Source organism: Rhodosalinus halophilus (assembly GCF_003298775.1).
In the GTDB taxonomy this organism is placed as follows: domain Bacteria; phylum Pseudomonadota; class Alphaproteobacteria; order Rhodobacterales; family Rhodobacteraceae; genus Rhodosalinus; species Rhodosalinus halophilus.
Window position 1 is genome coordinate 211589 of record NZ_QNTQ01000010.1, and the last position, 19470, is coordinate 231058.

Annotated in this window: 16 protein-coding genes; 13 read left to right on the top strand and 3 right to left on the bottom strand. The window is 68.3% G+C overall.

The genetic code is table 11. The features are described 5' to 3' along the window. On the top strand, positions 1 to 420 hold the full coding sequence (locus DRV85_RS12250; protein ID WP_113289753.1) for a hypothetical protein: 420 nt from the start codon (positions 1 to 3) through the stop codon (positions 418 to 420). A gap of 28 nt (positions 421 to 448) precedes the next feature. Here DRV85_RS12250 and DRV85_RS12255 read toward each other — a convergent pair whose 3' ends face one another. Together DRV85_RS12255 and DRV85_RS12260 are read right to left on the bottom strand one after the other, a co-directional pair. Then, positions 449 to 1048, bottom strand: a complete 600-nt coding sequence (locus tag DRV85_RS12255; RefSeq protein WP_113289754.1) for an HD domain-containing protein — start codon at positions 1046 to 1048, stop codon at positions 449 to 451. An 86-nt stretch (positions 1049 to 1134) separates the two neighbouring features. Next, entirely contained in the window at positions 1135 to 3585 is a 2451-nt protein-coding gene (locus DRV85_RS12260) for a calcium-binding protein (protein WP_113289755.1), read from the bottom strand. A gap of 200 nt (positions 3586 to 3785) precedes the next feature. On the opposite strand from DRV85_RS12260, the gene DRV85_RS12265 reads away from it, so the two are divergent. The 8 genes from DRV85_RS12265 to DRV85_RS12300 all read left to right on the top strand — a co-directional run bounded on the left by DRV85_RS12265 (position 3786) and on the right by DRV85_RS12300 (position 11785). Next, positions 3786 to 5135, top strand: a complete 1350-nt coding sequence (locus tag DRV85_RS12265) for a DUF2793 domain-containing protein (RefSeq protein ID WP_113289756.1) — start codon at positions 3786 to 3788, stop codon at positions 5133 to 5135. Positions 5136 to 5218: 83 nt separating this feature from the next. Then, on the top strand, positions 5219 to 5458 hold the full coding sequence (locus DRV85_RS12270; RefSeq protein WP_147238840.1) for a hypothetical protein: 240 nt from the start codon (positions 5219 to 5221) through the stop codon (positions 5456 to 5458). Beyond that, positions 5455 to 7356: a glycosyltransferase family A protein gene (locus DRV85_RS12275; protein WP_113289758.1), complete on the top strand. Its 1902-nt coding sequence runs from the start codon at positions 5455 to 5457 to the stop codon at positions 7354 to 7356. Before DRV85_RS12270 ends, DRV85_RS12275 begins: the two co-directional genes overlap by 4 nt. A gap of 83 nt (positions 7357 to 7439) precedes the next feature. After that, on the top strand, positions 7440 to 8006 hold the full coding sequence (rfbC, locus tag DRV85_RS12280; protein ID WP_113289781.1) for a dTDP-4-dehydrorhamnose 3,5-epimerase: 567 nt from the start codon (positions 7440 to 7442) through the stop codon (positions 8004 to 8006). After that, complete coding sequence (gene rfbB, locus DRV85_RS12285) at positions 8003 to 9043, top strand: dTDP-glucose 4,6-dehydratase (RefSeq protein WP_113289759.1); 1041 nt, start codon at positions 8003 to 8005, stop codon at positions 9041 to 9043. Before rfbC ends, rfbB begins: the two co-directional genes overlap by 4 nt. Next, complete coding sequence (gene rfbD / locus DRV85_RS12290) at positions 9040 to 9924, top strand: dTDP-4-dehydrorhamnose reductase (protein ID WP_113289760.1); 885 nt, start codon at positions 9040 to 9042, stop codon at positions 9922 to 9924. The genes rfbB and rfbD overlap by 4 nt, the downstream gene beginning before the upstream one ends. Then, entirely contained in the window at positions 9921 to 10820 is a 900-nt protein-coding gene (gene rfbA, locus DRV85_RS12295) for a glucose-1-phosphate thymidylyltransferase RfbA (RefSeq protein WP_113289761.1), read from the top strand. Before rfbD ends, rfbA begins: the two co-directional genes overlap by 4 nt. Before the next feature lie 32 nt (positions 10821 to 10852). Beyond that, positions 10853 to 11785, top strand: a complete 933-nt coding sequence (locus DRV85_RS12300; RefSeq protein ID WP_233495497.1) for a glycosyltransferase family 2 protein — start codon at positions 10853 to 10855, stop codon at positions 11783 to 11785. Positions 11786 to 11798: 13 nt separating this feature from the next. Here DRV85_RS12300 and DRV85_RS12305 read toward each other — a convergent pair whose 3' ends face one another. Further along, a complete protein-coding gene (locus tag DRV85_RS12305; RefSeq protein ID WP_113289763.1) occupies positions 11799 to 13067 on the bottom strand; it encodes a glycosyltransferase family 2 protein in 1269 nt (422 codons plus the stop codon). 193 nt (positions 13068 to 13260) lie between these two features. Here DRV85_RS12305 and gmd point away from each other — a divergent pair, with 193 nt between their 5' ends. The 4 genes from gmd to DRV85_RS12325 form a co-directional block, all read left to right on the top strand. Beyond that, entirely contained in the window at positions 13261 to 14382 is a 1122-nt protein-coding gene (gene gmd / locus DRV85_RS12310; RefSeq protein ID WP_113289764.1) for a GDP-mannose 4,6-dehydratase, read from the top strand. A 153-nt stretch (positions 14383 to 14535) separates the two neighbouring features. Beyond that, on the top strand, positions 14536 to 15513 hold the full coding sequence (fcl, locus tag DRV85_RS12315; protein WP_113289765.1) for a GDP-L-fucose synthase: 978 nt from the start codon (positions 14536 to 14538) through the stop codon (positions 15511 to 15513). A 220-nt stretch (positions 15514 to 15733) separates the two neighbouring features. Next, positions 15734 to 18241: a glycosyltransferase gene (locus tag DRV85_RS12320; RefSeq protein ID WP_147238841.1), complete on the top strand. Its 2508-nt coding sequence runs from the start codon at positions 15734 to 15736 to the stop codon at positions 18239 to 18241. Positions 18242 to 18424: 183 nt separating this feature from the next. Further along, a partial coding sequence (locus tag DRV85_RS12325) for a calcium-binding protein (protein WP_420820917.1) occupies positions 18425 to 19470 on the top strand: 1046 nt, incomplete at its 3' end.

Consider the following 19470-nt stretch of genomic DNA (forward strand, 5'->3'; position numbering starts at 1 on the left):
TTGCCGGGTCTGGCGGTGCTCGGCGTGGCCGCCTGCGCTGCGGCGCCCGCGCCCTCGCCTGAAACGCGCCTGCGCCTCGCCGCCCAAGGGTTCGAGGTGGCCGGAAGCGGGCTCGAAATCGGCTTCGGCCGTGCGCCCGAAGGCGCCGAGGCTGCCGTATCGCGTCTGCTGGGCCGAGCGCCGTCCGACCGGATCGTGCGGGGCGACTGCACGGCGGTGCGCTGGGCCGGCGGGTTGGAGATGCGTTTCCGTGACAGGGCTTTCGTCGGATGGCATGCAACGCCGGGAAAGCTGGCCTTGCGGACGGCTGCCGGCGTGGCGCCGGGCGGTCCTCGCCTTCCTCTGCCGGACGGCATGAGGGCGCGCGCCGCCCCGGACGGACGGATCGCGGCGCTTACGGCCGGGGCGGACTGCGTCTGACCTGCGCAGGCTCGGCACCGAACCTTGCTCAGTCCATCGCCTCGAGCAGACGGGCATGCCGGTCCAGATAGGCCGCACGCACCTCGGCCGGGGGTCGCGGCACGATGCGATACGTCGCGAAGTCCGAAGGCGGGCGTCCGAAGAACCGCTCCGCCTCTCTTTCGGAAAAACCGGCGATCTGCACCGCCTCGAGCCAGGCGCTGACCTTGTCGGCGCGCTTGATCTGGCGCTTGACCGTCTGTGGCAGGGCCGCCGGCAATCCGAAGCGCAGGTGGATCGCCGCCGCGAGCCGTGCCTCGAGCTCGCCGTAGCCGGGGCCGACCGCAGCCTTCACCGGAGAGATCATGTCGCCGATCACGTATTCCGGCGCGTCGTGCAGCAGCGCTGCCAACCGCCAGCGGGGCGGTGCGTCGGGCGCGACCCGGCCGAAGAGCTCTTCAACGAGGAGCGAATGTTCCGCGACGGAATAGGGCCAGTCGCCCAGCGTCTGACCGTTCCAGCGCGCCACGAAGGCGAGGCCGTGCGCGATGTCCTCGATCTCGATGTCGACAGGCGTCGGATCGAGCAGATCGAGCCTGCGGCCCGAGAGCATCCTCTGCCAGGCGCGCGGCGCCGTTCCTCTGGCCATTCCCAGCTCTCCCGTGCGCATCGCTAGGGGCGCCGGGCGGCGGGTGCAAGGGTCGGCCTCGGCTCGATGGAACCGGGCGCGGGCCGTCAGAGGAAGGTGAAGTCCTCGAGTCCCAGCTCAGAGGCCGCCACGCCCTCCAGCAGGATGGTGTGGCCTCGATAATCCATCAGCGCGCCCTCGGCGGTATCGGAGATGTTCAGCGCGTCGACGTACCCCTGCAGGCCGGACCCCGGCGCGTTATCGATGCCCGACATGCGGAAGCTGTCCACGCCGTCTTCGTAGTCGGTGATCACGTCGGCATCGCCGTCCTTGAAGAAGTTGTAGACGAACTCGTCCGCGCCGGCGCCTCCGGTCATCGTGTCGTCGCCGTCGCCGCCGTTGATCCTGTCGTCGCCGTCGCCGCCGTCGATCGAGTCGTCGCGGCCGCCGCCGGCGAGGAAATCGTGGCCCTCCCCGCCTGCGATCACGTCGTCGCCCTCGCCGCCGCCGATGGCGTCGGCGCCTGCGCCTCCCTCGAGCGTGTCCCGGCCCGTGCCGCCGCCGAGGCTGTCGTCGCCACCTTCCCCGTAAAGAACGTCATGCCCGTAGCTCGCCCCCATCGTGTCGTCGCCCGCGCCACCCAGAAGCGTGTCTTCTCCGGCGCCGCCGCTCATCCTGTCGGGCCCTGCGCCGCCGTCGATGCTGTCGTCCCCCCGTCCCGCGCCGATCACGTCTGCGCCCGGGCCCCCCGTCACGAGGTCCGCCCCCTCGCCACCGCCGATCGAATCCCGGCCCTCGCCGCCGATCACAACGTCCGCGCCGCCTGAGCCTGCGATGTTGTCGTCCCCGCCGGAGCCGGAAAGCGTGTCGGGGCCATCGGCCCCTGCGAGGGTGTCGGGTCCGTCGCCGCCCGTCAGCTGGTCCGCGCCGTCCGAGCCGATCAGCAGAAAGCCGTCGGTCTCGGGCGACTCCGAGGGCGTCGGCGCAGGGTCGGGCGACGGCGCGGGATCCGCGGGATCCTGCGCGGGCATCGTCGGCGGCGGCGGCACGAGCGGCGGGCCGAGCGGCTCCGGCTCGGGTGCGACCTGCAGCTCGCCCAGAGTTATCGTGACGCGCGACGGCCCCTGTCGCAGCAGCGCGGGAATGTCGTCCACCTCCAGCGGCGCGCCGTCCGCGGTGCGCAGCACGAGTTCTTCATCGCCGTAGCGCAGCACGGCGCCCTGCGCGGTCGTCTCGACCGCGAGTTGCGCGGCATCGTGCAGAAAGGCCCATCCCGACAGATCGAGCACATCGGCCCCCGGCGTCAGATCTTCGATCACGTCGCGCGTGCCATCGGCGGTCAGCACGAAGATGTCCTCGCCCTCGCCTCCCCTGAGCGTGTCGGACCCAGGCCCGTCCTCCAGAATGTCCCGCCCGGCTCCGCCGGAGAGCCGTCCGTCGCCGCCGGCGAGGGACAGGATGTCGTCACCTGTGCCACCGTCGATCGTGCCCTCCCCGATCGTCGCGGTGCCGGTCGATGCCGCCTCCAGCCGGAACCTGGCGATCCTCGCCTCGGTCGCGGAAGCCGCCAGCACCTCGACCGCGGTTCCGGCGCCGGTCGCGGCAAGCGCAGACACCGCGTCCAGCGGGCGAGTCGTCGTGTCGGCGAGCGACTCGAGATGAACGAGCGTCCCCGCCGGGGTCAGAGCGAAGGCGCTCAGCCCGGCGTCGGCTCCTGCTGCGAAGACATAGACCCGCTCGCCGAGCGCGATGGTCTCGAGGTGGGCGACAGTGCCGAAGCGCGTGTGCAGCGAGTCGATGACGTGATCGGTCGGTTCCAGCGCGCCGTCCTCGGCCACCTGCAAGACCGTGAGGCTCGAGCTTCCGGACGCTCCGGCCAGAAGGTAACTCCGTCCGCCCGTCTCCGCCGCCGCCAGCGCGGAGACACCGGCCAAGGGCAGGCTCTCCGCCATGCCCAGACCGCCCGCAGGCTCGAGCGCGCCGGACGCCGTGACGCGATACCCGGCGATGCCATGCGCCGTGGCGGAGCCGGTGTAGAGAAATGGCGTCCCCTCGGCAGTGACGAGTGCCATCGCGGAGGTGCCCTCCGAATAGGGATGTGTCTCGCCGGCGCTCCGAAGCGCGAGCGTGCCGCCCTCGAGGCCGTAAGCGCGCGGGGCGTCCGCGGTCGGTCCGGCGATGAAGACCGCAGGACCGGAGTCGAGCCGGGCCGTCAGGACCACGGCGCGCATGCCGTAGCTCGGCGTATCGCCGAGGTAGGTGTGGAAGGAGTCCGTCTCTCCCGCGTCCCAGGCGTCGAAGCCTGCCTGCAAGACTGGCCAGGAAAGGCTGCCGCCGCTGCCGCTGGCGGCGATTCGGGGTTCTTCGCCGAGGACCGCCGCATCCAGCGGCATCGCTCCGTCTTCGGAGAGGGCGAGCCAGCGGATCGTGCCGGCGCCGCTGTCGATCACCGTCAGGTCGTGACCGCGGTGGCCCGATCCGAGCAGAAGCGCGCCGTCGGTCAGCGGCGATGGGTCGCCGCTGGCCGCGACGAGTTGCAATTCTTCCAGCCAGGCCATCCTGCACCCCCCAAAACAGACGGCTACGGCGGAGAGGATCGCGGGGCTTCGAGGTTTCGGGCGGAACGGGAATGCGACGCAGACGGGGCGTTCGTGGCGGATTCTCCGAAAACCCGGCGCAACGGGTTACGCACGCTGGCTTCATGCCCGACTCACTCCGCCGGACCAGACTTGCGCCCGTCGCGGAAACCGAGGTCGCCATGTCGGATACGTCTCACGCCCTGTCCCTGCCCCTGCTCGCGCCGGCGCAGGCGCAGAAGCACGTCACCCACAACGAGGCGCTGTTGCGCCTCGACCTGCTGGTGCAGGCCGCGGTGTCGAGCCGCAGTCGCACCGCGCCGCCCGAGACGCCGGACGAAGGCGAGACGCATATCGTCGCAACACCGGCCTCGGGCGCCTGGGCCGGGCAGGAGGGCGCGCTGACAAGGTTCGAGACGGGGGCCTGGCGGTTCCTGGCGCCGCGCCCGGGCTGGCGGGTCTGGGTGGCGGACGAAGCGCGGCTCTTCGTGCACGATGGCGTGTCGTGGGCGCCCGTGCGCGGCGCGACCGAGAACCTGCCCTCGCTCGGCGTGAATGCGGCGGCGGATGCGCACAACAGGCTGACCGTCTCCGCCGAGGCGACGCTTCTGACACACGAGGGCGGGGATCACCGGCTCAAGATCAACAAGGCCGACACTGCCGCGACCGCCAGCGTGCTGTTCCAGTCCGGCTGGTCCGGGCGGGCCGAGTTCGGACTGGCGGGCGGCGACGACTGGACCGTCAAGGTTTCGCCCGACGGGACGAGCTGGACCGAGGCGCTTCGGATCGACGCGGCGAACGGACGCGCCACCGGAGCAGCGGTGCAGACCACCGCCGCGGATGCAACGCCGGGCCGGCTCATGGCAGTGGGAGGCTTCGGCCTCGGACAAACCGGTGATGTTCCGGCTCTGGCGGATGTCGCGGCGACCGACACGCCGGTGGGTCTCTATCGTGTCATCGGCTCCGGCACCGCGAACAATGGCGATCTCCCCGAGCGCCTGCCCGGCGGCACGGGCGACAAGCATGCAGTGATGCGTATCGAACGCTACGGCGGGGGCCGGCTGCGCCAGACCGTTTGGAGCATCGGCACGGAAGAGTCCGCGCTGCTCACCCGATGGCATACGGACGCGGGCTGGGAACCCTGGAGGGAGGTCTTTCACCAGGGCTCAGTCCTGGGACCGGTCTCGCAGTCCGGCGGCCAACCGACCGGCGCGCTGATCGAGTCGGGCACCACAGCGGACGGCAGCTATGTGCGGTTCGCCGACGGAACGCAGATCTGCACCTGGATTGGCCCTGCGGTCGCGGCAGAGACCGCCGCGGGGAACCTTTGGGCGAGTGACGGCGCGCTCACCTGGACCTTCCCGGCCGCCTTCGCCGGCGCGCCCGTCGTGAGCGGAAACGCCGACAGCACGACGCGATGGATCGCGCCGGGCAGCACGACGGAGACGCAGGTCTCTTACCGGGTCCTGTCGGTGCAAAGCGACGCCAGCGAACTCGCCCCGCACCTCACCGCGATCGGCCGCTGGTTCTGAGGCATGCGCCGCCCGGCGGGGTCGTTGCGCTTCCGCCGGGGCTCGCCTAGCCTTGTGCCACAGAGGCCAGCGTCGGGATGCGCATGCAGGATGCACCGTCACAACGACCGGACCTCGGGCAGGACGCGCTCGTGGAGGAGCTGCAGGCGCGCAACCGTCTGCTGGTGGCGCAGGCCGAGGCGCTCCGCGCCCGGCTCGCGGAGGCCGAGGACGAGATCGTGCGACTCACGCGGCTGCTCGAGCAGGCGACACCCGATGCGCCGGACCCGAAGACAGGCCGCCGCCGGGGACCTTTGGCGACGCTGCGTCGCGCGTTCCGATGACGCCGAATGAACTGTCCGCGGCCCGCGCGGCGGGACTCTTCGACCCCGAGTGGTATGCCCGCCGCTATCCGGACGTCGCGCGCAGCGGTCTCGATCCGATGCGCCACTACCTGCGCATTGGCCGCCCGCTTCTGCGTGATCCGGGGCCGGGCTTTTCCACCCGTCACTATCTTGCCCTCAATCCCGACGTCGCCGCCTCCGGCCGCGATCCGCTGATCCATTACATGCGGAGCGGGCGGGCCGAGGGGCGTTCGCCGACGCCGCGGGCCGTTCCACCTGTCCGGGTCGATGCCCTGGCCCGGCTGACGCAGTTGCGCGGCCTGCTCGAGACCGGCGGGCTGGATCATGGGCCGCTGGCCGAACTGGAAGAGATGGCGGAGGCGAAAACGCCGGAGATCGCCGCGCTCGCCTGCGAGGTGCTCGCTGTCTGGCACCTGGGCGGGGGTGCGCGCCGCGCGCCGGCCGAGGCGCACGACTGGTTTGCGCGGCTGGAGCGCGCGCATGGGCTGCCCGATCGGCTCCGCCCGCTCGCGCTGATCGCCGCGGCCGCGTGCGGGCGGACGGAAGAGGCGGCGCGGCTCGTCGACGGGCCGGAGGGTTCTGCCGATCTCGATCTCGCGAGAAGCTGGCTGCACGATACGCCGAAGCAGCGAGTGGGCGAGCTCAATGCCGCGTTGGCCCGACACGGGCTTTCCGGGTGCACGCTGGACGGACAGGGGGACACGCCCTTCGACCGGCTTCAGGCGACGCCGGGCGAGGTCGTGGAGGACGGCCCGCTGGTCAGTGTCCTTGTCGCCGCGCATGACGCGGAGCGGACGATCGTGCCCGCTCTCCGCTCGGTCTGCGCGCAGGGCTGGCGCGCGCTCGAAATACTGGTGATCGACGACGCGAGTGCCGACGAAACGCCGCGCCGCGTGGCCGAGCTGGCGGCGGCCGACCCGCGTATCCGGCTGATCCGCCTCGAGCGGAATCGAGGGGCCTACGCCGCGCGCAACGCGGGGCTCGCGGAGGCGCGCGGCGCCTTTGTGACACTGCACGATGCCGACGACTGGATGCACCCCGATCGCATAGCCCGGCAGGCACGGTTTCTCCTCCGCGAGAAGGGGTTCGCCGGCTGTCTCAGCACGCAAGCCCGGCTCGACCCAGAACTGCGCGCCGCGCGCTGGACCGGAGATGGGCGCCTTGTGCACGAGAATCTCGCCGCGCTGATGGTGCCTGCGGAGCTCTTCCGCGACCACCTTGGAGCCTGGCAGGAGCTGCGCGCATCGGCCGACAGCGAAGCGGTGCGTCGGCTGCGCCAGCTCTTCGGCACGCGCGCGGTGCCGGTTCTGGAGGCGGGTCCGCTCTGCCTTCAGCGCGACCACGGCGCCAGTGCGACCGCCGATCCCGCGACCGGGATGAGCTGGTTCTACTACGGGGCGCGCCGCGAATATTACGAGGCGCAACGGCACTGCCACGCGCATGCGCCGAGCCTGCGCTATGCGCGGGGCGACTCGGGCCCGGTGCCGGTGCCCGACCTTCTGCGGCCGGGGGCGTCAGGCGCGCGGGAAATCGCGCTGAACAGTGTCTATGCCGGCCTGTTGATGCTGCCGGGCGTCGATCTCGATGCGCTCGTCGCCGCGCTTCGCGAAGAGATCGCGGCGGGGCGGCGGGTAGGGCTCGTGCCCCTTTATTCCGTGGGGCTGCCGGCAGGACTCGATCTCTCCATCGCGCCGGAGTTGCGCGCGATGATCGACGGCACGCGGCTTCGGGTGCTCTGCTATGGCGAGCGCGTGCGCGCCGAAGAGTTCCATGTGATCGCGCGCGGGCATCGTTTCGAGCCGCACCGATACCTGCCACAGGTGCATGTGGCCGGACAGCTTGTTCTGTCGCCGGGCATGGCACCGGCGGCGGTCTGAACCGGCGTCTGGCCAACGCGCACGGAATACGCTACCCGACCACGAAACGCGCAATGGAGCAGGACCGGCTGGAGATCCCCGGGATGCAGATCGATCGGACACCCCTGCCCGGCCTCGTCGTGCTGACGCCGGTGCGGCATGGCGATTCCCGCGGGTTCTTCTCCGAAAGCTGGAACCGCGCGCGCATGGCGGAGCACGGGTTCGAGATCGACTTCGTGCAGGACAATCACTCGCTCTCCGCGCAGGCGGGAACGGTGCGCGGGCTGCACTATCAGGCGCCGCCGCACGCGCAGGACAAGCTGGTGCGTTGCGGCCGCGGCAGGCTCTTCGACGTCGCGGTGGACGTGCGCCGCGGCTCGCCCACCTACGGGCGCTGGTGGGGCACCGAGCTCAGCTTCGAGAACGGCCGTCAGCTTCTGGTGCCGAAGGGCTTTCTGCACGGGTTCATGACCCTCGAGCCCGATACCGAGATCGTCTACAAGTGCTCGGATTACTACGCACCGGAGTGCGACGGCGCGGTACTGTGGAACGATCCCGACATCGGGATCGACTGGCCGCAGGTCGATGCGCCGATCCTCAGCGACAAGGACGCCGCGGCGCCGCGACTGGCCGAATTCGACAGCCCGTTCATCTGGGAGGGCGCGTCATGAAGCTTCTGGTTACGGGCGGTGCCGGCTTCATCGGGTCGGCGGTGGTCCGTGAAGCGGTGCGCCAGGGCCACGCGGTGGTCAACCTCGATGCCCTGACCTATGCGGCCTGCCTCGACAACCTGGCCGAGGTGGCGGACAGCCCGCTCTATGCCTTCGAACACGCTGACATCCGCGATCGGGCGGCGCTCGACCGAATCTTCGCGGAGCATGCGCCCGAGGCCGTTCTGCATCTCGCCGCCGAGAGCCATGTCGATCGGTCGATCGACGGGCCCGGCACCTTCATCGACACCAACGTCACCGGCACCTACGTTTTGCTCGAGGCGGCGCGCGCCTATTGGCAGGGCAACGGCCGTCCCGAGGCGTTTCGCTTCCACCATGTCTCGACCGACGAGGTCTTCGGCTCGCTCGGCGCCGAGGGGCGCTTCACCGAGACGAGTCCCTATGCGCCGAACAGCCCCTATGCCGCCTCGAAGGCGTCCTCGGACCATTTGGTGCGCGCCTGGCACGAGACCTACGGTCTGCCGGTCGTGCTGAGCAACTGCTCCAACAACTACGGACCCTACCACTTCCCCGAAAAGTTGATCCCGGTGGTGATCCTGAACGCGATCGCGGGGCGCGAAATTCCGGTCTACGGCTCGGGCGAAAACGTGCGCGACTGGCTCTTCGTCGAGGATCACGCCCGCGCGCTGCTGACGGTTCTGCGTCGGGGCGCGGTGGGCCGCAGCTACAACATCGGCGGTGAAGCCGAGGCGCGCAACATCGACCTCGTGCGAATGATCTGCCGCCTGCTGGACGCGCGCCGGCCAGAGAGCGCGCCGCACGAGCGGCTCATCGCCCATGTCGCCGACCGCCCCGGGCACGACCATCGCTATGCCATCGATCCAAGCAGGATCCGGGATGAACTGGGGTGGCGTCCGGAGGTCACGCTGGAGGAAGGGCTCGCGCGCACCGTGGACTGGTATCTCGCCAATCCGGAATGGTGGCAGGCGCTGCAGCAGCGTGACGGCGTTGGGCGGCGGCTGGGGACCGTCGCATGAAGCTGCTTGTCTTCGGACGAACGGGCCAGGTGGCGACGGAACTCGCGCGGCGGGTGCCAGAGGCGGTCTTTCTCGGGCGCGATGCGGCCGATCTGACCGATCCGGCCGCCTGCGCGGCTCGCGTCGCCACGAGCGATGCTGATGTTGTCATCAACGCCGCGGCCTACACCGCCGTCGACGACGCCGAGGCGAACGAGGCGCTGGCGAGCGCGGTCAACGGCGCCGCTCCCGCCGCGATGGCGCTTGCGGCAAAGGCCCGCGGCCTGCCGTTCCTGCACGTCTCCACCGACTACGTCTTCGACGGGTCCGGAACGCGGCCCTGGCGGACCGACGATCCCGTCGCTCCGCTTTCCGCTTACGGCCGCAGCAAGCTGCTGGGCGAGGAGGGGGTGCGCGAAGCTGACGGCGCGCATGTCATCCTGCGCACCTCCTGGGTGTTCTCGGCGCATGGCGGCAACTTCGTGAAGACCATGCTGCGGCTGTCCGAGAGCCGCGATGCGCTGCGCGTGGTGGAGGACCAGATCGGCGGGCCGACCCCGGCCGCCGCCATCGCCGAGGCGCTCATCACGCTCGCCGGAGCTTTGCGCGCGGGGGCCGAGGGCGGCACGCTGCATTTCGCGGGCGTCCCGGAGACGAGCTGGGCCGGCTTCGCCCGCGAGATCTTCGCGCAGGCCGGCCGGCGCGTCTCGGTCGAGGGCATCCCGACGCGCGAGTGGCCCACGCCGGCGCCGCGCCCGCTCAACTCGCGTCTCGACATGTCCTCGCTTGCGCGCTTCGATCTCGCGCCGCCGGACTGGCGCGCCGGCCTGGCCGAGGTACTGGCAGAGCTGGGCGCGCGCGAGGGCGCATCGGGCAAGCCTTGGGAGAACGCGGACAGATGACGAAGCGGAAGGGAATCGTTCTGGCGGGTGGCTCGGGAACACGGCTCTATCCGATCACGATGGGGGTCTCCAAACAGCTGCTGCCGGTCTACGACAAACCCATGATCTACTACCCGCTGACGGTCCTGATGCTGGCGGGCATTCGCGAGATCGCCATCATCACCACGCCGGGAGATCAGGACCAGTTCCGCAGCACCCTGGGCGACGGCAGCCAGTGGGGCCTGTCGCTCACCTATATCGCGCAGCCGTCGCCCGATGGCCTGGCGCAGGCCTATCTGCTGGCCGAGTCGTTCCTCGACGGGGCGCCCTCGGCGATGGTGCTGGGCGACAACATCTTCTACGGGCACGGCCTTCAGGATCTTCTCGCCTCGGCGAACAGCCGCGAGGCGGGTGGAACGGTCTTCGGCTATCAGGTGGCCGATCCGCAGCGCTACGGCGTCGTGCAGTTCGACGACGAGGGTCGGGCCATCTCGATCGTCGAGAAACCGTCGCAGCCCCCGTCCGACTTCGCGGTGACGGGGCTCTATTTCCTTGACGGAACGGCGCCGGAGCGGGCCCGCCACGTGCGGCCCTCCGATCGCGGGGAGCTCGAGATCACGAGCCTGCTGGAGATGTATCTCGCCGAAGGGGAGCTGGTCGTGGAACGCATGGGGCGCGGCTACGCCTGGCTCGACACCGGCACCCATGCGTCGCTGCTCGACGCCGGAAACTTCGTCCGGACCCTTGAGCAGCGGCAGGGTCAGCAGGTCGGCAGCCCCGAAGAGGTCGCCTTCCACCTCGGCTGGATGGATGCTGCGACGCTGGCAGAGCGGGCGCGGCTCTTCGGCAAGACCGACTACGGCGCCTATCTGGCCCGGATCGCTGCCGCGGCGGCACCGTCGGGCCGGGGTGGATGAACGCGCGCGGGTCCACCGCCGCAGCAGGCGCCGTGGCGCCCGCGTCGCCGCATGTGACGATCCTGATGGCGGTCCGCAACGGGGCGGCGCTTCTTCCCGAACAGCTTGATAGCTTCGCGCGTCAGGAGCACCGCAACTGGAGCCTTCTCGCGGGCGACGACGGGTCGACGGACGACAGTCGCGCCATTCTCGAGCGCTTCGCCGCAGCAGGACACGATGTGCGGATCCTCGACGGGCCACGGCGCGGTGCATGGGCAAATTTCCTGAGACTGGTACAGGCGCTGCCCGGGCACGCGCCGCCGGGAACATGGGTCGCCTTTTCGGATCAGGACGATGTCTGGCTGCCCGAGCGATTGTCGCGCGGGCTCGCGCAGCTGCCGGCGGACGGGCCGCCCACGCTCTACTGCAGCCGAACCTGGATCACCGATGTGCGGCTTCGGGGGCGGCGGCTGTCGGCACCGCGCCCGCGCCCGCCGTCCTTCCGCAACGCGCTGGTGCAGAACATCGCCTCGGGCAACACGATCCTGCTCAATCCGGCCGCGGTGCGCCTGCTGATCGCGGCGTCGAAGGAGCCGGAAGAGCTGGTCGTCCACGACTGGTGGGTCTACCTTCTGATTACCGGCGCGGGCGGATTGGTCGTGCATGACGACACGCCGACGATCCTCTACCGCCAGCATGCGGGCAATCAGATCGGTGCGAACGACGGGATGCGCGCAAGGCTGCGCCGGGCGGGCATGATCCTCGACGGAACCTTCCGTAGCTGGCACGATGCGAATATCGATGCGTTGCGCCGCTCCGCGCACCGCCTCACCCCGGAAAACCGCCAGATACTCGATGAATTCGCGGCGCTGCGGGGCTGCTGGGCCGGCGCGCGTGTCTCGCGTCTGGCCCGGCTGGGTCTCTATCGGCAAAGCAGGCTGAGTTCGCTCGCGCTCTGGGTGGCGGCGGCCTCGGGTCGGGTCTGAAAGGCGGCGTGTCTCAGCCGGCGCCCTGTCGGTTCGCGAGAATCCGGGCGAGGTTCGCCTCGGCGTCCTCGGTGAAGGTCAGATTGCTCAGAACCGTGCGCTCGACGAAGTGGTGGCCGGTGACGACAGGCATCTGCGCGGTCGAGGCGCCGGTGGTCAGACGAAGGACCAGATCCCAGTCCACCAGCCGCGTGAGCCTTTCGTCGAAGCCGCCGAGGCGATCGACCAGCTTGCGCTGGTGCACGAAGGCGTTGAGGTCGATGAAGTTCTCTTGTTCCAGTGCCGCGCGGTCGTAGCGCCGGAAGAGGATATCGCTCCAGCCGTCGGTCAGGTTGTGCCGCGCGATGGCGGTATAGGCCGACGTCGCACCCTTCGTGCCGAGCAGCGCTGCGCAGGCATAGAGAAGATGATCCGGCTCCCAGCGGTTGTCGCTGTCCAGGTAGGCGACGATCGCGCCCGATGCCGCCGCGAGCCCCGCGTTCCGCGCCGCCGAGACGCCGGCGTGCTTCCGCTCGAGAATGCGCAGCCGCCCCTCCGCCACCGCCTCCGGGAACCGGGCGCGCAGATGCGCCGGCCCGCCGTCCTCGCTGCCGTCGTCGATCACGATCACCTCCTGCGGCGCATAGGATTGCAGCAGGGCGGAAGAAACGGCCGTCGGCACCAGCCGGGCGCGGTTCCAGAGCGGAACGATTACGCTGACCGAAGGACGCTCGCGCCGCAGGATCGACATGGCCTGTTCGCGCAGGGGGTCGGGCATGTCGGCGGCGAAGCGGGGTGCCGCGTCCCCGAGCGAGAACAGATCGTCTCCGTCCGCATCGAGGTCGAAGGGCCACCGCCCCTCGGCCGCGCCGCTGGAGAGATAGTGGTCGAGGGCGTCCATGCCTGCCTGAGCGACATCTGGGTTGCGCCGGAGATAGCCGGGCGCATCGAAGAACCTGTCGCGCCTGCCGCGCGGAAGTGCCTGCAGCGCCCGGGCGAACCGCATCCCGATACTATGGGCGTAGCCGCTCAGCCTGTGGTCCGCTGCGTGGTCCCGAACCGAGAGCAGCTCGAACTGCGCCTTCTGCAGGTCGGCCAGCAGCGCCACCCGTTCCTCGCCGTGCAGCCGCAGAACCATTCCGAGCAATCGCTCGAGGTCGTCGACATGCACGCGGGTGTCCCGGGCTTCGAGCGCGCCGAGCCGGTCCAGGGCTGTCGTGAGGCGCGCCGGCAGATCGGGCCCCGCGGCCGACGGGGACTCCAGCGCGGCGATCAGTTGCCGAAGCGGATTTTCCTCGTGCATCGGCCCACCCCTCGCCAGCCGCCTCGCCCGCGCATGGCGGACCACCGTTCGCGCTGCGCCCGGCCAAAACAAGGGTAGACCGGCGCCCGGAAGCTTGTGAAGGCTCCCGCCGCTTGCTACCGCTTGCCGGGTTATCGAAACGCCGGCATGCAGACGCGGCAAGGCGGCAGACGAGGATTGCTGGCTGGCAGCCATGACGAAGAAGGCCCTCATCACCGGCGTGACCGGGCAGGATGGCTCCTATCTGGCGGAATTCCTGCTGGAGAAGGGATACGAGGTGCATGGCATCAAGCGCCGGGCCTCGCTGTTCAACACGGATCGCATAGACCACATCTATCAGGATCCGCATGTCCGTCACGCAAGCTTCCGCCTGCACTACGGCGATCTCACCGATACATCCAACCTGACCCGGATCCTGGCCGAGGTGAAGCCGGACGAGGTCTACAATCTCGGTGCACAGAGCCATGTCGCGGTGAGCTTCGAGGCGCCTGAATACACCGCGGACGTGGATGCGATCGGTACGCTGCGCCTGCTCGAGGCGATCCGCTTTCTCGGACTCGAGAAGACGACCCGCTTCTATCAGGCGTCGAGCTCGGAGCTCTACGGGCTGGTCCAGGAGACGCCGCAGCGCGAATCGACGCCCTTTCACCCGCGCTCGCCCTATGCCGTGGCCAAGCTCTATGCCTACTGGATCACGGTGAACTACCGCGAAGCCTACGGCATGTATGCCTGCAACGGCATTCTCTTCAATCACGAGAGCCCGCGGCGGGGGGAGACTTTCGTGACGCGCAAGATCACGCGCGGTCTCGCCAATATCGCCCAGGGTCTCGAGACGTGCATCTACATGGGCAACATCGACGCCCGGCGCGACTGGGGGCACGCGAAGGACTATGTGCGCATGCAGTGGTTGATGCTGCAGCAGGACGCGCCCGAGGATTTCGTGATCGCCACCGGCGAGCAGCATTCGGTGCGTGAATTCATTAGCTGGGCCGCGGAAGATCTCGGCATATCGCTGGCGTTCCGGGGCGAAGGAACGGACGAAGTCGCGGTGGTCGAGGCCGTGACCGGCGGCGACGCGCCGGGCGTCAGGCCAGGCGACGTGATCATGCGTATCGACCCGCGCTACTTCCGCCCCGCCGAGGTGGACACGCTGCTCGGCGATCCATCGAAGGCGAAGCAGAAGCTGCGCTGGGAGCCTGAGATCACGGCGCGCCAGATGTGCGCCGAGATGGTCGCCGAGGATCTGAAGACCGCGCGGCGGCACGCGCTGCTCAAGGAACACGGCTACGCATTGCCGATCAGCACGGAAGGCTGAACCCCGAGGCGCACGAGAGGTGCAAGCGAAATGCACGATCACGGTATCAGCGACCCACCGCGGGCGACTCCCTCCGTTGCCGGGACGCCGCGCGGCGGCGGCGGCGGCCCGGGCGTCTGCGAACCGAGGTGACGGCAGAACTGGCTGGAGGGCATGACCAGGATCTACATCGCAGGACACCGGGGCATGGTCGGGAGCGCGATCCTGCGCAGGCTGGAGGCGCGCCGCGATGCGGGAGAGGATCTCACGCTCGTCACCTGCACGCATTCGGAGCTGGACCTCGCCGATCAGGCCGCGGTCCGCGACTTCATGGCGGCCGAGCGCCCGGATGTCGTGATCCTCGCCGCGGCAAAGGTCGGTGGCATCCTCGCCAACGATACCTATCCGGCCGAGTTCATCTACGAGAACCTGATGATCGAGTGCAACGTGATCCATCAGGCGTTCGCTGCCGGCGTCGGCCGGTTGTTGCAACTGGGCTCGTCATGCATCTACCCGAAGAGGGCGGAGCAGCCCATGGCGGAGGATGCGTTGCTCACCGGTCGGCTCGAGCCCACGAACGAGCCCTACGCCATCGCGAAGATAGCCGGGATCAAGCTCTGCGAGAGCTACAACCGTCAGTATGGCGTCGACTATCGCTCGGTCATGCCCACGAACCTCTATGGCCCCGGCGACAACTTCCACCCCGAGAAGAGCCACGTCCTGCCGGCGCTGATCCGCAGGTTCCACGAAGCGGCGCGATCGGGCGCCGAGGCGGTGACGATCTGGGGTACCGGCACGCCGCGACGCGAGTTCCTGCACGTCGACGACATGGCGGGAGCGGCGCTCTTCGTCCTGGATCTTCCGAAGGACGTCTATGCGGCGAGCACGCATCCGATGCTGAGCCACATCAATGTGGGGACCGGCGAGGACATCACGATCCTGGAACTCGCCCGCCTCGTGGCGCGCGTCACCGGCTTCGACGGCAGGATCGAGACCGATCCCTCCAAGCCGGACGGCACGCCCCGCAAGCTCCTGGACGTCTCGCTTCTGCGCGACATGGGCTGGCAGGCGCGGATCGGACTCGAGGAAGGTATCCGCGACACCTATGCTTGGTTCCTGTCCCAGGGACCGGATGCAATGCGCGCGAAATAGCCCCGGTCCCGGCCGGCTTTCCGTGCGCTGCTGCGAAGGATGACGACGACCGGCGCATTTCGCCCAAAGCAGCACGCGGACGCGCACAATACAGTGCGTGCGCAATCAGAGATTGCAATCTGTGCGAGAAGATCGCAGGTATCTCGGTCAGTCGTAACTCACAGCGGGAAAGGCGGTTCCCCGATGGCGCACACGCCGCGCGACGCGGAACCGCCTTCGATTGACCCTGAACAAGCGGCTTGCTAGCGTCACTCGGCTCGCAGCGGCGTGGCCGCCCGGCCGAAAGCGAGAGTTCTGTGTCGGCGACGATATGAATTGGAAAGAAGTCTCGCAAGAATCCATGCGAAGCAGCCTTTCAAGACTGTATGGTGATATTTGCCATGGGCGCGTCACGAACCGCAAGGATATTGTCGCGGCGCTGCATGCTGCACACCGGCAAGTCGCCGGAGCCTCGGATCGAAAGGCGATCGACAGCTACAGCCGCTTCGCCCGCCTGATCGACATCGCCTGTGCGCGGAACGGAAAACCCCTGAACGAGATTGCGGACTTCCCGCAGTACCTTCCCAGCATTTCCGAGGACGGCCGGCCGGGTACGAGCGTCGTGACCTGCTCGATGAATCGCAACCGGAATCTCGTCAAGGCGTTGCCGAGCTGGTTGAAGCATCAAGAGGTCTGCGAAATCGTCATCGTCGACTGGTCGTCCGAAGAGCCGGTCAGACGCGCCCTGAGCGATGCCAGGGTCGAGGACGAAAGGATTCGGATTCTTCGCGTCGATGGCGCGGATCGCTGGGTGCTCTCGTATGCTTTCAACGCGGGCTTCCGTTTTTCCCGTTATCAGAAAATCCTGAAGGCTGATGCGGATATCGTTCTATCGGAGGATTTCTTCGAAAAGAACGAACTCGCGAGTCTGGATGCTTTCGTTGCCGGGAACTGGCGCAAGGTCGGCAGAGGTCAGGAGCATACGAACGGCTTTTTCTACGCGTCGCGTCGTGCCTTGGCTCACATAGGCGGCTTCAACGAGTACATCACCACCTACGGGTGGGACGACGACGATCTGTACGGGCGGCTCGTTCAGGCGGGCTATGAACGACGAGACGTTGCGCCCGACACGATACATCATCTGTTGCACTCGGATTCCGAGCGTACCGGTGCGAAGCACGACGACGCGGCGACATTTCGCGACGTCTTCGAGAGCCGCACCGATTTCATGATCCATCGCAATCGCCATCTCGCAAGGCTTTTGCCAGAGTGGACGCGAGACCAATGTCAGGCGATCCTGTCTGTGAAGAATCGTTCGCCAGACGGTGCGACTGTCGAATTCTCTGGCGAGCCGGCTTTCGAGATCCCCCGGGAAACCATGCTTCGCGCGTCCCGGTCGGCCAGACGCGAGTTGCTGCTGAAGTCCCACGGCGGGCGGGTCAAGGACATTCCCGAGCAGGTGATCGACCGGCTGATGGCACGGGAAAACCGCCTCGTGGCTCCACTCGATTTCGAGCTTGCGGGGCTCGCTCCGGACGAACTCGCGCCGGAGGACTGGCCGTATCTCGTCATCGAGCCTGATCCGGGGCTGCTGAGGGGACCCGGACGTCGTGCCCGCGGCGATCTGGACGCGGCGATCCGTCGCTTGCGGACCGCTGCCACCGCGGCGCGCCTGCATTGCATCGTCAAGCTGCCGGGCGAGATCGGGGCCTCGTGTCTGCCGGATAGCCTGCGGGATCTCGCGGCGTTGCCGAGCACCGCCCAGCTTGGCGAATTGTGCACGATATCCGTCGAAACCCTGCAAGAGCCCGACGAACTCCCGCGTGGAAACCTTCTCTTGCAGCTGAAGCGTGAGGCGCTGGAGGTGGCGCCGCGGAGCGCGCCGGAGCTCGTCGCCGGCAGAAGGCGACGCCTGTTCATCGATGCGCAGCACGGGCTGGGCAACCGGCTTCGCGCGATCGGGTCGGCAGCGGCAATCGCGCAGGCCACCGAGCGCGAGCTCGTCATCGTCTGGGAGCCCGATCACCATTGCCAGGCGCGTTTCCATGACCTGTTCGAATATGCGGGCGCCGTGATCGAGCGCTGCTTTCCGGAAGATGCGCGCAAGGGCGCGATGGCGGTCTACAATTACATGACGGTGGAAGAGGGGGCGGCAAAGGATGCGCTGGTGGACGGCGCGAAGGACGGCGACATCTATGCCCGCTCCGCTTTCGTGCTCAAGTCCCCGCATTCCGGCTGGGAACGGGAAAATGCCTTCATTCGCTCCTTGCGTCCCGTCGAGGCGGTCCGCGCGTTGGTCGAGTCCGTACGGCATCCGAACGACATCTCGGCGCATGTCCGAATGGAGGCGGGTCCCGGCCGCGACCAGAACTCCTACGACAGACCCGAAAACTGGCTGGCGAGCGATCACGAGCTGATTCACAAGTGGCGTGAGAGCAGTCATTTCTCCCGTTTCACAAAGAGAATCGACGCACTTATCGAAGAAGGAACGGCCGACACGGTCTTCGTCGCTGCAGACCTTCCGGAAACATACGACGAATTCCTGAAGCGTTACGGAGACCGGATCGCGTGGTTGCCGCGCGAGCTTTACGACAGATCCAGCGATCAGCTTCAGTATGCGCTGGCGGATGCGCTTCTTCTGGGCCGCGCCCGACTCATGCTCGGCAGCACCTGGAGCTCCTTTTCGGAACTGGCCACGCGGCTGGCGCCCGGCGTGCTGAACCGGGAAATGAGCGGCAAGGACTTCTGAGGGGAAGGCCGCCGTCACGCGGGTCGCGCCCTTCGGAAGCGCCGGGCCGTCGATCGCATCCGTGAATATCACTTGCCAGCCGGCAACCTAAGAGCGAATAAACGCGGGTGGTCGCCGAGCCGCCCTGCCGGGTGAGCCGGCCGTGGGGTGCGCTCGGGACCGTCTCAAGCGGGAGCAGCATCCATGGCTATCATCTCGACGCTCACCAATACCTCGACGCCCATCGCCGCCAATGTCAGCGGCAACGTCTACCTGATCGGTCCCGATGCGATCGTCACCACCACAGGTGATGCGGTGGACGGGAACAACACCTCCACGAGCAAGCGGATCGTCGTGCAGGGCAGCCTGATCGCCGAACAGGACGGTATCGATCTGGGCTCGGCTGGCACAGGTGGGTTCAACCAGATCCACGTGACGCGAACCGGCTACATCTTCGCCGAATCCGACGGGATCGAGGCGGAGGGCGGCAGCAACGTCGTGGTGAACGAGGGCAGCATCTTCGCGGCGAACGACGGCATGTTCATCCTTGGCGACGGCAACAGGATCACCAACTACGGTGACGTAACCGGCACCTCCGACGGCATCGACGTCACCGGCAACTTCAACATCCTGACCAACCATGGCCGGCTCACCGGCGGGGACGAGGGCCTCGAGATTTCCGGCGACGGCAACCGCATCGTCAACTACGGCGCCATCGTAACCTCGAACGATTTCGTCGGAAACGAGGCGGTCGAGGTGTCCCACAACGCGGGAGAGACTTCCTTTCTCTACAACTACGGCACGATCGGCGGAATCGGTGCCTATGCGGGTGGCCAGGGTGCCGACACGATCGTGAACGAAGGCGCCATCACCGGCGAGGTCCGCACCAATCTGGGCGACGACGTGATCCGCAATTCCGGCAGCATCGACGGCCATGTGGAGCTGTCAACAGGGGATGACCAGCTCTTCAACCGGGGGCTCATCTTCGGCGACGTCAATCTCGGCGGCAGCAACGATCTCTTCGACGGGCGAAACGGCGAAATCGTCGGAACCGTCACGGGCGGCTTGGGAGATGACACGATCCTCGGCGGCACGGGCGACGACACCGTCAACGGCGGCGCGGGCGCCGACATCCTCGAGGGTGGCGCGGGCGTGGATACCGTGAGCTACGTCTTCGACACCACCGGGGTGACCGTGCGGCTGTGGAACGGAACCGGCGCGGGCGGCGAGGCGGCGGGTGACGTGATCTC

What these genes read in the sequence shown, in the direction of transcription:
- DRV85_RS12255 (WP_113289754.1), bottom strand. Translation starts at nt 1,048, where the DNA reads ATGGCCAGAGGAACGGCGCCGCGCGCCTGGCAGAGGATGCTCTCGGGC.
- DRV85_RS12260 (WP_113289755.1), bottom strand. Translation starts at nt 3,585, where the DNA reads ATGGCCTGGCTGGAAGAATTGCAACTCGTCGCGGCCAGCGGCGACCCA.
- DRV85_RS12265 (WP_113289756.1), top strand. Translation starts at nt 3,786, where the DNA reads ATGTCGGATACGTCTCACGCCCTGTCCCTGCCCCTGCTCGCGCCGGCG.
- DRV85_RS12270 (WP_147238840.1), top strand. Translation starts at nt 5,219, where the DNA reads ATGCAGGATGCACCGTCACAACGACCGGACCTCGGGCAGGACGCGCTC.
- DRV85_RS12275 (WP_113289758.1), top strand. Translation starts at nt 5,455, where the DNA reads ATGACGCCGAATGAACTGTCCGCGGCCCGCGCGGCGGGACTCTTCGAC.
- rfbC (WP_113289781.1), top strand. Translation starts at nt 7,440, where the DNA reads ATGCAGATCGATCGGACACCCCTGCCCGGCCTCGTCGTGCTGACGCCG.
- rfbB (WP_113289759.1), top strand. Translation starts at nt 8,003, where the DNA reads ATGAAGCTTCTGGTTACGGGCGGTGCCGGCTTCATCGGGTCGGCGGTG.
- rfbD (WP_113289760.1), top strand. Translation starts at nt 9,040, where the DNA reads ATGAAGCTGCTTGTCTTCGGACGAACGGGCCAGGTGGCGACGGAACTC.
- rfbA (WP_113289761.1), top strand. Translation starts at nt 9,921, where the DNA reads ATGACGAAGCGGAAGGGAATCGTTCTGGCGGGTGGCTCGGGAACACGG.
- DRV85_RS12305 (WP_113289763.1), bottom strand. Translation starts at nt 13,067, where the DNA reads ATGCACGAGGAAAATCCGCTTCGGCAACTGATCGCCGCGCTGGAGTCC.
- gmd (WP_113289764.1), top strand. Translation starts at nt 13,261, where the DNA reads ATGACGAAGAAGGCCCTCATCACCGGCGTGACCGGGCAGGATGGCTCC.
- fcl (WP_113289765.1), top strand. Translation starts at nt 14,536, where the DNA reads ATGACCAGGATCTACATCGCAGGACACCGGGGCATGGTCGGGAGCGCG.